Here is a 15699-nt window from a genome sequence, read left to right as displayed (position 1 = left end):
TTGCAAATAGTTTATAGTATTTTACCCTCCCACTCATTTAAGACTACCAGAATATTTTTTTATCTTATGTAGGTTTACCTTATGATTATTCAGACCAAACAAATAAATCAAATGACTCATTCTGCTAAAAGTGTGCTGGTATTCGGTATTTACCTTACGCTAGTAGGCGCAACGCTCTTGATTATACCTAATCTTTTTCTTACCGTAATTGATGTGGCTAATACCAGTGAAGTTTGGATACGATTATCAGGGGTTTTACTAATGGCGTTATCAGTGTACTACATCGTTGCGGCAAAACACAACCTGCCCGTTATTTTCAAAGTCACGGTATACATTCGTTGCAGTATTATTTTTTTCTTTTCTGGATTTGTTTATCTACAAATGATGGAATCAGTAATGCTCACCTTTGCAGCCTTTGATTTTTTGGGTGGGGTTTGGACTTACTTGGCTATGAAGAAAGAAGGCAGTTGGTAGAGTCTATTTCTCATAAAAACTAAAAAAAACTCTCCAATTTTATCGCAAAATAACCGCTTTTTATCATCAAAAGACCTCCACACGCCCCCGATAGCATTCAATTTCCCCCATTTTCTTTTTACTTTGTGCGGTAAATTAGATAATACGTCAACTACTGTCACAACAAACTGAAACCTGAATGAGAAAACTACTCCCACTTTTTATCATCTTACTTTTGTGCAACATCGCATGGGCACAAATCCCTTCCCCCAAGGAGCATTTTGGGTTTAACGTTGGCGATGATTATATGCTCGCCAATTTTACCCAAACTGAAGAGTATTTCAAGAAATTGGCGACCTCTGACCGGGTAAAACTGCTTTCCATCGGCAAGACCGAAGAAGGCCGTGACCAGCCGATGATGATTATTACCTCGCCCGATAACCACAAAAAACTGGCTCGTTATCAGGAGATTTCGACCAAACTCGCCCGGGCTGAAGGACTCACCGACGCGCAGGCCAAAGCCATGGCCGAAGAAGGTAAGGCCGTGGTGTGGATTGACGGTGGTATTCACTCTAACGAAACCGTGGCGTGGATGCAACTCATCGAAACCGCGTATCAGCTTGTGAGCCGCAAAGACGCCGAAGTAACGCGTATTTTGGACAACGTGGTCATCCTCCTGACGCACATCAACCCCGATGGGCAGGAATTGGTGGCCAACTGGTACATGCGTAATCCAACCGCTGAAAAACGCACATTAGACCATTTGCCTAAGTTGTACCAGAAATATGCTGGTCACGACAACAACCGCGATTTCTTCATGCTGCAATTGAAAGAAACCCAAAATGTAGGTCGTCAGTTGTTTATAGATTGGATTCCGCAGATTATGTACAACCATCACCAACGCGGCCCAGCAGGGTCGGTTTTGGCGGGACCTCCGTACCGTGACCCATTCAACTACGTATTTCACCCGTTGATGATTACTGGCATTGACGCCCTCGGAGCGGCCATGATCAACCGCCTTATTGCCGAAGAAAAACCCGGGTTTACGCGTTTGGGCGGCTCGGTGTTCTCGACTTGGTACAACGGCGGTTTACGTACCACTACGCACTTTCACAACCAAATCGGATTGTTGACCGAAATTATCGGTGGGCCTACGCCCGAAACCGTTCCTTTGGTGCCCAATCGTTTGATTCCCAACGGTAATACGCCTTTTCCAGTTACCCCTCAAAAATGGTATTTTAAGCAGTCAATCGACTATTCGGTATCGTGTAATTACGCCGTATTGGACTACGCCGCTCGTCACCATGATGAGTTGTTGTATAACATTTACGTCATGGGTAAAAACTCCATTGAGCGCGGAAGCAAAGATTATTGGACGCTTTCTCCCAAACGCTCAGACGCGATTGTTGCCGCGCAAAAAAATGATAAAAGTGCTCAGCCTGAATCAGGTACGCCAGCCCCTGACCCATTTGGCATGAGAGGCGGGATTCCGACAAAATACTACGATATGGTGTTGAAAGATACCAACGGACGTGACGCGCGCGGCTATATTATCTCGGCCAACCAGCCAGATTTTGCCACCGCTACGAAGTTTGTGAATGCGCTGATTCGTACGGGAATTTTGGTGCACAAAGCCACGGCTGAATTTACGGTTGCTGGCAAAAAATACCCCGCAGGTTCGTTTATCGTCAAAACGGCCCAGTCGTTCCGCCCGCACGTATTGGATATGTTTGAGCCCCAAGATCACCCCAATGACTTCCCGTATCCGGGCGGCCCTCCAACGCGGCCTTATGATGCAGCTGGCTGGACATTGGCCTACCAAATGGGCGTGCAGTTTGACCGCTTACTGAATGCTTTCGACGGCCCGTTTGAGCGTATCCCTTATGGTGAATTACAAACTCCGTCGGGTAAAATCGACGCTGCGGCTCCCGCAGGATATACGTTGAGCAGCCGCGCCAATAACTCTTTTATCGCGGTCAATGATTTGTTGGGCGCGGGCATTCCAGTGTTTAGAATGCTGCAGGGTATCGGTGCCGCAGAGGCGGGGGCTTTTTACGTACCAGCCTCTGCAAAAGCCAAATCGTTGTTGGAAAAAGCCGCCAAAGACTTGGGCATTATAGCCACGGGCGTGGCCAAAAAACCTACAGGTGCCATGGTGAAAGTAGCGCCGATGCGCATTGCGCTTTGGGATACCTACGGCGGCTCGATGCCTTCGGGCTGGGTGCGGTTGTTGATGGAGCAGTACCATTTTCCAATCGATGTCATCTACTCTCAGGCCATTGACGCGGGCGACTTGAAGAAAAAATACGACGTGATTATCTTCGTAACCCGGGCCATCCCTGCCGCAACTACGGGGCGTGCAGAAGGTGAGTATGGTGGATTTGGAGGTAGAGAGCCGAAAGTAGAAGAAATTCCTGATTCGTTCCGCCCGTGGTTGGGTCGAATTACGGCCGACAAATCTATTCCCCAGATTAAGAAGTTTTTGGAAGAAGGCGGCAAGGTAGTAACCATCGGGAGCAGCGCCAACTTGGCGTATCACCTAGGGCTCCCCGTTCGGAATGCCCTTGTTGAAATGACCAATGCTGGAACGGAGCGCCCATTGCCTGCCGAAAAATATTATATTCCGGGCAGTATTTTGCGCGTAACACTTGACTCAACCCAGAGCGCTACTTGGGGAATGGCCTCACAAAGCGACGTGTATTTTGATTCAAGTCCAGTGTTCAAATTAGCCCCCGATGCCATTGCCAAAGGTCAAGTTAAGCCGTTGCTTTGGTTCTCAACCAACAAGCCGCTTCGCAGCGGATGGGCGTGGGGACAGCCGTACTTACAAGACGGAATTACGGCTTTTGAAGCGCCAGTAGGAGCGGGGAAATTGACCGTATTTGGCCCCGAAATTACCTTCCGGGCGCAGGCGCAAGGTACGTTTAAGTTGCTCTTTAATCAGCTGTATTCAACGAATCCATAGCCGCAACTAAACATCATCTAAGCTTTTTTTGGGGCGCTAAGCAGGTATAAACTGCTTAGCGCTTTTTTATGCACCCATTCTGAAAGTATTTTTTTGGTAAAGCACTTAAAGTTTTGTTCGATTACTTAATGCATTGATATTCAGCCAATGGAACATAATAGTAAATGTTTGGAACATGAGAGTAAATGTTTTTTTGGGTGGTGAAACAAACGAGTAAAAGAAAAGAACATTCGTGCTAACACCCGTCTGATGCGCGTGCTGACCTTTGAGTATTCTTAAACTCATCGGTTCTCGCTTATGAAAACTTTCATTTTTGCCATTTTTGCAGGGGTTAGCTCCTGCCTGTCCGTCTATTCTCAAGAAGTAAAATCGGCTAAATACTCCTCACTCGCTCCCGACGGTATCATCGCTTTTACGGCCTATGAGCCGTCGCACCAATCCCGCACCAATCCCGACGCTACTGCGGCCGACATTTCTCCCGATAAGGCCTGGCTACGGAAATTTTCGGAAGCATTGATGGGGCGTATTGCATACCCTGCCCGGGGAAAAGCCTACAACATTGCGGGAAAAATGTTTGTAAATCTTGGTATTGATTCAAACGGAAGGGTGAACGTCCTTTCCTTTGGCCAATCTCTGGGGCGCGATTTTGAGCAATCCATCATCGACGCGGTAGGGCGCGTTTCGCGTTCAAAACTTCAACCCCTTGCGCTGCCTGTGGCGGGTCAGCTTCATTTTTCACTACCCATACTTTTTACTCCTTAAGTATTTATTCCTCCTTGATTTAGCTGGTAAAGATCAGTTAAAAGGCTATGTAATGGCTTGACAATCAGTTGATGGGACAATGGAGGATAGCAAAAACGCTTAAACACTTCTGAGACATGATAATAGGGGCCGTTTTTCTCGGTGTGGTGATGGGTTTATTCTTCGGCTTAAAAAAAATAAAGAGACCAAGAAAAGACCTGTACGCTCCCTCCGAATATTTGAAACACTTACGAAACGCTTCAAAAAAAAGATGAAGAAAAATTACTCAACGATGGATTCATTTGCCCAAACGCAACTTGAGCGTCTTGGTGCCAAATCAGCCCTTTTTCGGATTCAGTGGCCCACGCGGCTCTTTGTCTTTTTTGGTTGGATTGGACTTTTATTTGTCGGAATTTATTACCCGATTACCGTAGGATTGGCCCTTTTCGGTGTAGGGTTTTTAAATTATGTGCTATTGTTGAGCTTTCGCATCAGCAATAATTTTTTTAATGAAATACCAACCACGGATAATGCCTTCATTGGTCAATTGCCCTCGTGGCCGAGTTTTTCCATTTTGGTGCCTCTCAAAAACGAAGACGAAGTCATTCACGCCACGTTGCGCTCGATTGAAGCGCTCGACTACCCCCAGTACTTGATGCAAGTCATCATTGTGGTCGAAGAAACCGACCAACTGACCCGTCGGAGTCTTCGCAGCGTTACATTACCCAGTTTTTTTAAAGTGTTGTTGATTCCGGCGCTGCCGCCTTACACCAAAGGTCGTGCGCTTTTGCACGCCTTACCCATTGCGACTGGAGAATATATTACGGTGTACGATGCTGAAAGCCGCCCCGAACCTAGTCAGCTCAGAAAAGCGGCACTGGCCTTGGCTGAGGCGAAAGAAACGACTTGTTTTCAGGCCAAAATCAGTATTTCCAACCGTTCGTCAAGCTGGATAAGTCGTCATTTTGCGGGCGAATATTACGAATGGTACGAGCGCCACATGCGCGCGTTGTCGGCGCAGGGCTTGCCTTTTGGCTTGGGCGGTAATTCCTTCTTTTTGTCCAAAATTGCGTTAGAAAATGCGGGTGCGTGGGACCCCTTCAACGTGACGGAAGATGCCGATTTGAGCGTACGGCTCGTAGAGCAGGGCGTAAAACTTCAGCTTTTGGAAAGCCTAACGACCGAAAGTTGCCCTGATTCGGCCATCAATTGGATTAACCAGCGGACGCGTTGGAACAAGGGACTGTTTATCACCCAATTGGTGCATTTACGACGCACGCTCTTCAGTCGGGGTTTTGGACTTGAAGGTTGGTCAAGTTTTTGGTTGCCAATGATTAGTTCGGCCCTTACTCCATTTTTCAATATTTACATTCCCATCTACATGATAATGAGCGATTTGTCGTATACGACAACAACGGCTATGAGCCTCAGCTTATGGATGTTGTTGGCCTTTAATTTGGGCTGTTCGTGGGTGATTAACTTCAAAACCTACCGCGAACTTGGTATAAAACAATCGGCTTTAGGCATCTTTTGGGACACTTTTAGGTATTTGTTTTTGCACCTCGGGGCGGGCTTTAAAGCCTATGGCGAATATTTTTTTGCCCCGATGCATTGGCACAAAACCGACCACACCGAGTCAGAAAAATCCAATCACCCTGCTCCTTCACCCGAAGCTCAATTTTCCTTATCCTAGTTTTATTTCTTTCTCTTAAACCTTGCAATTATGGTATTTTATAGACATTTACTAAACGTTATGGGGCTGATGTACTTAGGGATTTTATCCGTCATCGCCACACCCACATTAAACCCAAACAAACACCTTCCAGTAGCCGTAGCTACCGTTACGTGGGTGGGCGGAACGGCGGGTTTTGCCCACGATTGGAACACCCCTTCCAACTGGTCTACCAATGTGGTACCTACCAATACCGATAAAGTCATTATTCCAGGAAGTTTGGCGCATTATCCAGTGCTGAACACCAACGTCTCCATTCAAACCTTGAACATAGAAGCAGGGGCAACGCTTACCGTCAATGCCAGTAATGAGTTGACCATTGCGGGCATTGGAGATGATGTTAGGCTGATTGTTTTGGGGACGGTCGAAAACAACGGAACCATTACCGTTAACCAGATCACTTCCAATACCGCCAATGCGATGCAGTTGTCAGGGGACGGGCAGTTTAAGAATAATACTGGCGCTACCCTGTCAGCCGCCACTATAGGTTTTTATGGTATTCGAGTAGAAGGCAATTCAGTATTGCTAAACCAAGTCGGTGGTACAATTAGCTTTGCAGGGTTCTCGGGTTCCATGTTTTTGTCAGGTAGTGCTTCTCCCGAAAGTGTACAAAATCACGGAAAGCTAACCTTGGCAGGACAGATAGAAAAGTACGCGGGAACGTTCCACAATTACCCTTGTGGGGTGGTAAGCCTTCTCGCAGGAGAAGTGTATAACAACGGCGGACAAATCATCAACGAAGGTTTTTTCAGTGCTGCGGCTAATCTGAATGGCCCTGCGGCAGATTTTATCAACAATGGCATCGTGTACGTGGGCGGCGCGGCTTCTTATACCAACAACAAAATCAGGATTTTCAACGATGCTTTGCCAAACGGTATTTTTGAATTTGGAGCCTCCAACGACCTGACTGTATCGGGTATTTATAAAGATGATGCCGCTACGGCTTTGGCAGGAGATTACAATCAGGCGAGCAATACCTTTACGCACTTTGGCTTGTCGGCTGGTTCACAAACGCTCTATGCCAAAATTACCCGTCTGGGCGGTAGTTGCCCGCAAATTGTACCCTTTACGTTTGAGGTAACTACTGCTTCTACCTTTACCTCTCAGCCTGGTAATCAAGTTGTGTGCGCAGGAGGGGCGGCGGTGTTTACGGTTGCCATTGCCAACGCCGCGGGTTATCAGTGGCAACTCAATACGGGTAGTGGTTGGAACAACGTCCCCGCGATAAGTCCTTACTCCAACACTACCACGGCCACGCTCAATATTAGCAATGTGACGGGCTTAGACGGTTACCAATACCGCTGCGTAGCGAGCAGCACAGGCGGGGCGACGTTAGCCTCTACGGCGGCCACCCTAACCATCGGTACAGGAGGAAACCCCACGGGTACGCTTACATGGACAGGCTTAGTGGATACGGATTGGAACACGGCCTGCAACTGGACGCCTTCGAGCGTGCCCACTGCCACCAACGACGTGGTGATTCCTGCCACCACGAATGAACCCATCATTGGTTCAGGAATGAGTGTGGCTCAAAATATAACGATAACTGGTTCAGGGGCGAGTTTAACCGTAAATGCGGGTGCAACATTAACAATTTCATCTACCACATTTTCAATTCGGGTGAATAATGCAGCGGAATTGGTCAATAAAGGCACGATAAACTTAGCCATAAGCGGCTCCAGCGCACAGTCTGGATTAGAAGTAAATGATGGAAGCATTGTAAACTACGGCGTTTTGAATGTGACGAATCTTCTCAATGAAGGTATTGGATTGAACAGTGGTACTATTAACAATAAGACGGGAGGAACCATTAATGCGAATGGGAGAGTTGGTACTTATCTGGTTTCTGGTACGCTTACCAACGAAAGTGGCGCTTCTTTTTTCAGTACTGGTTCTAATTCATCCATGATTTTGAATGGAGGAAGTGGAAGTATCGATAATTCAGGTTTGGTAGACCTAAGTGGTCAGGTAGAAATTTTGGGAACTGAACAAATTGTTAATAATGCTTGTGGTAGGCTGAAAGTGCGAGGTAGTTATTATAATCAGGATAACTCCGCAACAACCAACCAAGGTTTGATTCAAATAAGCGGTTTATTACAGAAAGTGTCTAGTGCTATCTTCACCAATAATGGCGTATTGAAATACGGCTCTCTGACGGGTACCGTAACCAACGCGACAAACTCATCGCTCATCGTCAACAATACCCCTACGCCTATTTTTACCTACGGAGGTACCTACGATGGCGTTATTAACGGTATCTTTAAAGATTCACTAACGACCCTCTCGGCGGGTACGTTTACCGCGCCCAATACCTTTGCGCCTTCAGGCTTGCCAACAGGTACGCAAACGCTGTATGCCAAAATTACGCCCCAGGGCGGTGCGTGCAGTTATGTAGTGCCATTTAGTTTTGCGATTGCCCCAGGGGATTATACCTGGACGGGTGCATTGTCTAAAGACTGGAATATGCCTGACAACTGGTTGGTAGAAGGCAATATCCCCACCGTTGTTCCAACGTTTGGCTCACAAACGGGAAATCATACGCTTATTCCCGTCGTTGCCAATGGTAATTATCCTGAGGTGAGCGCCGCTTCGGGCGCTCGTTCGGTAACCATTGCAGCCAATGCAAGTTTGACCATTAAGAGCACGGGCAATTTGAAAATTGTGGGTAGCGATACCGACGGCGTAACCAACGCAGGAACATTTACCAATAACGGAACGGTACTGATTGACTCTTCGTACAACGACGGATTTGTGAACCAAGCGGGCGCTTCACTCATCAACACCAGTGCCTTCACGGTTCAGAGGGGAACGGGCAACCGCCTCGAAAACTACGGCAGCCTCAACAACAGCGGGACGTTTACCGTAGGCGGCGGCCTTGGTACTGCCATCCTCAACCACCCTGCGGCTACACTCACCAATACCTCCACTTTTGGGGTGAGTGGAGGGTTGACGGGTGGTATTGTCAACCAAGGCACGGTCGATAATTCGGGGCAATTGACTTTTAATGGGGGTGTTTCTGAGACCTTATTTGTCAATCAGGAAACCGTTACCAACCGCTCTGGCGCTACAATGACCATAGGTAGCCACAAAGCACTCCTTTTCGACAATCAGAAATTGGTGGAAAATGAGGGGACTTTTAATATAGGTGGTGGTGGAGACAGGGGGGCTATTAACCGAGAAGGAGCGACGATACGAAACAAGGTAGGAGGAACATTTTATGTAGCTGGTATCCCAAGGACACTATTTAGGAACAGCGGATACCTTGAGAACTACCATATAGTGAGCTTCTCTGGTACACCCGATACTTGTTTCTATAACTTACCCACGGGAGAGGTTAAAAATGAGGCTACTTTCATACTGAGTGGTATTGGAAGTGTGAACGGGGCGATTATCAACTTGGGGAGATTTACCCATGGCTCGGCAGGAGCTTTAAATTTTAGTGGTGTGGGTGGTGTAGGATTTAAAAACGCAGGTACATTTAAGAGTACGGCAGGTTGTAGTATTTCTGCAATAGGCGGTGTACTAGGTTTGCTGCAAAACATGCCTAATGCTCTGTTTGAAAATAAATGCGCTACAACATTCCGTTCAGGAGGAAACCCTATCGTCAACCAAGGGCGATACACGCATACGGCGGGTAGCTTTACTGTAGGGAATTTGAACACTGTATTGGAAAATTCAGGTTATGCGATGATTAATGTGCCTTTTACCTCAACTGGGCAGTTGGGCCAATACTTTGTAAATAGTGATACCTTGCTGTTAGGGCCTCAAACTGTGGTTACTACGAGTCCTATGTCAAACCATGGCATACCACTCACTAATACAAGCACAGGTTATGTACATTCAGAGGCTGATTTTGTGATAAGTGCTACCACTACCATCATAGATAACGCGGGAAAAATAGTATTGGGTAGTCAGTCCTCTATCAGTGGGGTGAATATCGGTACGCCCATCATCAATACTGGTAATCTCACCAACGAGGGCACTGTCAATTTTAACCGCTTCGGGGGCTATGGTATTGATAACTCGGGCACGTTTGTCAACAAAGGGCGCTTTGAAACGGGCAACAGCGACAAAAGCATCCACAACAACGGCGGTACCATCGAAAACTCGGGCGTGATGGAAATCGACTCCGTATTTCGGGATGCGGTCTTGCAGAAAGGTAGCGGCAGTAGCTTCACCAATACCGCTACTGGCCAAATCAACATTGATTTTGTGTTTGGCAACGGCATCAACAACACCGCTGGTGGTTTTGTCAACAATGGCGAAATGATGATTGCCCAAACGGACACCGTTGCGCTGTCGGGTATCAACAATGCGGGTACGTTCCAAAACAACAAACTCATGCGCATTGGCGGCGTGGGCAAAATCAAACAGCACGGAATCTACAATACGGGTACACTGACCAATACCACCGACAGCCGGATAGTTCTCCAAAGCGCCGAAGGGTCGGGTATCACTAATCAGGGAGGAACGGTGACCAACCAATCCTGCGCCTACATCGAGTCAACGCCTGTGATTCTCAACGCCGCAGGGACTTTCAGCAACGCGGGTGTCATTACCAAGCGTTCTGATAACCTCATGGTAGTCAGCAATATAAGCACTAATTCGGGCACCATCGTCAATGAAGATGCCGACGCATTCACAGTGACGGGCACCAACAGCGGCGCAGTCGTGGGTTCGGCTTCCATTGCGTATGTCGGTTCTCCTTTTGCCAACACTGGCGCGGCTACCGTCACGCTCTCCGGAGCCACGGGCGGAACCTTCAGCGCAACCCCGTCGGGGCTGTCGCTCAATCCAACTACGGGAGAAATAAATCTGGCCGCTTCTACGCCTCAAAGTTACGTTGTTACGTATACGATAGCGGCGGCGGGTGGCAGTTGTCCGGCCGTGACCGACACGGCATGGGTATCTATCAAGGCACTCAATGTGAGCCAAATTGTATACGTCAATGGTTCAAACACGTCTCCGGGCCAGGATGGTAGCAGTTGGAGTAACGCTTTTACAAGTTTACAGGCGGGTCTGAGTGCGGCAGCGGCATTGACAGGGGAAGATATTCAGGTGTGGGTGGCCGCAGGAACCTATAAGCCCGGAACTTTGCGCAAAGATGTGTTTGAGATTCCTTCGGGGGTACGGGTATACGGCGGTTTTGCGGGCGGTGAAAGTGAGTTGAATCAAAGGAATTGGCGCACACAAAAGACGATATTGAGCGGAGAAATTGGCACGTCGGTCTTGAGCGACAATGTCAACCACGTGGTGGTATTGAGCAATACCAATGAGCAGACCCGTTTGGATGGTTTTGTGGTTGAGAAAGGCTACGCCGATTATTTTGTACCTACGCAAGGGGCAGACTTATCCAACCCGACCATACTTTCCTCGGGAGGTGGAATACTGGTGCTTAATCGGAGCCGAGGTTTGATTACAAATTGTGTGATTACCAACAATCGAGCCATTGGCGGTGGCGGTATTTTACTCAGAGATAGCAGTGAGGTAAGTATTACAAACAGCATTATAGTTGGCAACGAAGCCACCTTCGGGGGGGGGATTTACATGGAAAGAGCAGGACAGCCGCATTTGGAAAACCTTCTGATTGTGTCCAACAAGGGAGTAGGGGGAGGCCTGTACCTCAATTACAGCGCACCCATACTGACGCATTGTACGATTGCATCCAATCAAAGTGCTAATAGTACACCTGGCGGTATTTTCAACACCAATTCATCGGTGACTTTACAAAACAGTATCTTATGGGATAATAGCGGTTCTCAAACGACGTCGGGCATCAGCATCCGATATAGCATTGTGCAAGGCGGATTTGCGGGCACTGGCAATATGAATCGAGATCCGTTGTTTGTAAAGGCCACCCCGCTGGGATTGTCGCCGACGGTCAATTTGGGAGATTATCGTTTGCAGGTATGCTCGCCAGCAATCAACGCTGGCGACAACGCAGCGAGTACGTTAACTGTGGATTTGGACGGCAACGTGCGTCCCTTTGCTACTGGCTTGGCAATTGTTGATTTGGGGTGTTATGAAAGCCAAAGTACAGGTGGTGGCGGTCCTGCGGTATTGAATGTGAGTGAGCCAATAACGGGCGGCACGGTGCTGAAAACAGGTGGCCGAATCACGGCAACGAATCAGGTATCGGGCGCTACGGTAGAGTATAGAGGGAGTCAGTCAGTAGCGCTGTTGCCTGGTTTTGGCGTTACTGGAAGCGTATTTGAGGCCGTAATTGGCGGTTGCGATACGGTTGTTCCTACAGCTAGGGAGAATAATTCACAGAAATAATTCGTAGAAGAATGACGGCCACAGTAGGATTAGCGGTAGGAGAAAGCGTGGTGCGTTTGCCACGCTTTCAAACCAAGAGAGGAGAGCGAGCAATCGACTTGAAGCAAATTGTGTACTTGAGTGCGCAGAGCAATTATACCATTTTTCATTTAATCACGGGAGAGGAGGTTCTGACCACGCTGTCGTTGAGTAGTTATGCTTCGCTGTTAGAAACCCGCGGTTTTATCCGGATTCATAAGTCGAACCTCTTGAACGGACACCATTTGGGTAAGTGTCGATTAGTACGGAGTGGTGAGTTGATGTTGCCCAATGGCAAAATCATCGGAGTGGCCCGTCGGAAGCGAAGTTCGTTAAAGAAAATAGCAAACGAGAACCGTACGAAATGATTTAGTTTTATTCTGGTTGAACGGTTGCTAAAAGTGTCTAATTAAAAGATATAGAAGAAGCCCATTTGAGGTCATCGGCCACCACAAATCAAAACAATAAACACGCGATGCAGTAGACCTATCTGTGGTTTTAGTAGTAATAATCATATATTTGACGTTAAACTCAATTTGTACAATAACAAAGTACGTGCAAGTTTGAGGCAAGTACAAGTATATGAAAAACCTCGCCTTTCTTGTTTTTTTGCTACCGTTATGGGGAAGCGCTCAGACGCTTGATCTGATTCCCAATACCGACACTTACCCGATTACTCCTGCGGCGGGTTTGTACAAGGATACTACTGGACAACTTCCATTCGAGCAAATCCAAAAACAAAAGTTTAACATATCGCGTAAATACGGACTTCTGTTTCCTTTCAGCGATGCTGCTTCGTGGCTTAAAATAGTATTGACCAATCGTAACCCAGCGCGTAAACAATGGGTGTTGGAGTGGAACAACCCCATGGGCGAGTCCGTGGATTTTTATATTTCCTCTCCCAACGGTCCCTATCAGGTTAAAAAAATGGGGATGGTCAATACCCAAAATCGGATCTTAATGGCCGAAAACCGACCTTTTGTTGAGTTTGATTTGGGCTTTCAGGAAACCAAGACCATTTATATCCGCATAAAAGGGCAGCGGGCACATTTTGCCTCGGTCAATCTCTACTCCACACAGGCCTACAGTCGCCACGATTTGATACAAACCAATGTCTACGGCTTCATGTCGGGGGCCATCGCGGTTCGTCTATTCTACGTGTTTTTATTGGCGTTGTTTGCCGTTAAAGACAAGGATTTTAGGCAGTATTCGGTGCTTTTGGTGGTTCGTTCGATTGCATTTTGGGGGCTGCACGGTATTTTGAGCAATTTTTTCACGAACCCTTCGACCGCGCTAATGGTTAGTTTTCTTTCGTCGCATATCTTGCCGCTGGGGTTGATTGTCGCGTTTAGGGTCATATTTCCGGGCAAGCGATTTCCTAAATGGGTTGAAAGCGTCCTAAAATTCATTATGGTAGTGAACATTCTTTTGGCGGTCATTATCTTATTTGGGTATCGTTGGCAGTGGATTTTGGCAAGCACCTACTTAATGATTGCCACACAAGTGTTTATTTTGGCCATGTACGTTTTTGCCATTATCAAAAAATACCCCATCAATTGGAATTACTCGGTGGCGTATTTGCTTGGCATTGGTAGCTATATTTTTGTTCAAATGCGGTTGGTCGGTTGGGTGAGTTTCCCGTGGATATCGCCCGTAGCATTGCTGTTTTTTATTCTTGAATTTTTGGTATTCGGGTATTTTTTAGGAAAAATTATCATTGATTATGAGCGCAACCGGGCGCTGTCGGTCCAAGAATTGGCTTTTACCAAAGAACAAGCGTTAAGGGTACAGGAATTGGATCGTTTGAAAACGCGGTTTTTTACCAATATTTCTCACGAGTTTCGTACGCCGCTCAGCCTTCTGACGGGGCCATTGGAAGAAATCCGGCAAAAGTACCCGAAAGAAGGGATGATACCGATGATGCAACGCAACGTAAAACGTCTGCAATCGCTTATCAATCAGTTACTTGATTTGTCTAAATTAGAGGCGGGAGAGTTTAAGGTTGAAGCGCAGTACGGCGATATTGCGGCGTTTTTTGGGTACATTTTTTCCTCTTTTGAGTCCTTGGCCCAGCACCAAAATATTCATTTCAATGTGAGCCAAAGTCGTCGTTCTTTTGAGACGTATTTTGATGCCGACAAACTCGAAAAAATCATCACTAATCTCCTTTCAAACGCCTTTAAATTTACCCCTGTTAACGGACGGATTGAGATACGGGTGTTTTATCAGACCATTGACGCCGAAGATTGGCTTTTGTTGGAAGTGGAGGATAACGGTATCGGGATTGATGCCGAGCGACTGCCTCGAATATTTGACCGTTTTTATCAAGTTGACGATACCGCCCAACGCAACTACGAGGGAACGGGCATCGGATTGGCTTTGGTTAAAGAACTAGTGGACTTGTTCAAAGGAAAAATCACGGTCAAAAGTGAAGTAAACCAAAGCACGGTCTTTCGGGTGGAGTTACCGTTGCCAAAACCAAAAAATGGCCTAGACAAGGAGTTTACGATTCCAACCACCCCTGCCTACCCAACCACCTCCATGGAGCCGTGGCCGTCTGAGCGCCCAGCGGTAGCTGGTTTGGCTATGGATGCTACCAAGCCGATGTTGCTGATTGTTGAAGATAATCCCGATTTAAGGCAATACCTGTACGGTTTATTTGAGCCACATTATCAAATTGTACAAGCCATAAACGGTCAAAATGGCTTGGACTTGGCTTTTGAGTTGGTGCCCGACGTGGTAGTCACCGACCTGATGATGCCGCTGCTCGATGGCTTTGGGTTATGTCAACGACTAAAATCTGACCAACGCACCAGCCATATCCCAGTGGTGTTGCTGACGGCCAAGGCCACCTTGTCTGACCGCTTGGAAGGCTTCGAACTAGGGGCGGATGACTACTTGCAAAAACCGTTTAACAAAGAAGAACTGTTGGTTCGGGTCAGGAATTTAATTCAACAGCGGGCTATTCTTCGGCAGAAATTCAGCCTCATGGGGCCGCTTGCTCCGAGTCAAACCGCTGGTATACCCGAAAGTCTGGACAATCAATTCATTAAGAAAGCCCGCGAAATTGTAGAGGCGCATTTGGGTGATAGTAGCTTTGATGTTGAAGAATTTTGCAAGGAAATAGGCATGAGCAGGACCAATTTGCACCGTAAATTGAAGGCGCTGACCGATACCTCTACGACTGAATTTATCCGGACAATACGCCTGCAACGGGCGGCGCAACTGCTGCTCCAGCGTACCCATACCGTGTCGGAGATTGCCTATCGGGTGGGTTTTGAGAGTTTACCTTATTTCTCCAAATCGTTTCAGGATAAATACGGCAAGCCGCCTTCGGAGTGGCAAGGGCGTTAAAAATCTTTTAAGTAGCTCCTTTCTCGCGTGCGTTGTAGGATAATTCGAGGGTAAATGGGCAATTTTAGGAGCTTTGGAGTAATATCCTAATTAGGATATGTTTATTGTGTATTATGGCTTTATAGGCTATTTTTGGCCAATTCGTTGGCGCTACCTG

Annotated in this window: 7 protein-coding genes; all 7 read left to right on the top strand. The window is 47.2% G+C overall.

What is annotated here, in order from left to right; genetic code table 11:
* Positions 1-111 precede the first annotated feature (111 nt).
* The 7 genes from NCI00_RS01815 to NCI00_RS01785 all read left to right on the top strand — a co-directional run bounded on the left by NCI00_RS01815 (position 112) and on the right by NCI00_RS01785 (position 15542).
* The gene (locus tag NCI00_RS01815) at positions 112-474 is read left to right on the top strand and encodes a hypothetical protein (protein WP_253524384.1); all 363 of its coding nucleotides are present in this window, start codon (positions 112-114) and stop codon (positions 472-474) included.
* A gap of 178 nt (positions 475-652) precedes the next feature.
* A complete protein-coding gene (locus NCI00_RS01810) occupies positions 653-3418 on the top strand; it encodes a M14 family metallopeptidase (protein WP_253524382.1) in 2766 nt (921 codons plus the stop codon).
* Positions 3419-3715: 297 nt separating this feature from the next.
* A complete protein-coding gene (locus NCI00_RS01805; protein ID WP_253524380.1) occupies positions 3716-4180 on the top strand; it encodes an energy transducer TonB in 465 nt (154 codons plus the stop codon).
* A gap of 250 nt (positions 4181-4430) precedes the next feature.
* On the top strand, positions 4431-5852 hold the full coding sequence (locus NCI00_RS01800; protein WP_253524376.1) for a glycosyltransferase: 1422 nt from the start codon (positions 4431-4433) through the stop codon (positions 5850-5852).
* 30 nt (positions 5853-5882) lie between these two features.
* On the top strand, positions 5883-12170 hold the full coding sequence (locus NCI00_RS01795) for a beta strand repeat-containing protein (RefSeq protein ID WP_253524373.1): 6288 nt from the start codon (positions 5883-5885) through the stop codon (positions 12168-12170).
* Positions 12171-12181: 11 nt separating this feature from the next.
* Positions 12182-12556 (top strand): LytTR family transcriptional regulator DNA-binding domain-containing protein, encoded by a 375-nt coding sequence (locus NCI00_RS01790; protein ID WP_253524371.1) that lies wholly within the window; start codon positions 12182-12184, stop codon positions 12554-12556.
* 214 nt (positions 12557-12770) lie between these two features.
* On the top strand, positions 12771-15542 hold the full coding sequence (locus NCI00_RS01785; protein WP_253524368.1) for an ATP-binding protein: 2772 nt from the start codon (positions 12771-12773) through the stop codon (positions 15540-15542).
* The last annotated feature ends 157 nt before the right edge of the window (positions 15543-15699 follow it).

This window comes from Runella salmonicolor (assembly GCF_024158025.1).
GTDB classification, from domain to species: Bacteria; Bacteroidota; Bacteroidia; order Cytophagales; family Spirosomataceae; genus Runella; species Runella salmonicolor.
This window is presented reverse-complemented; position numbering and strand designations above follow the sequence as displayed.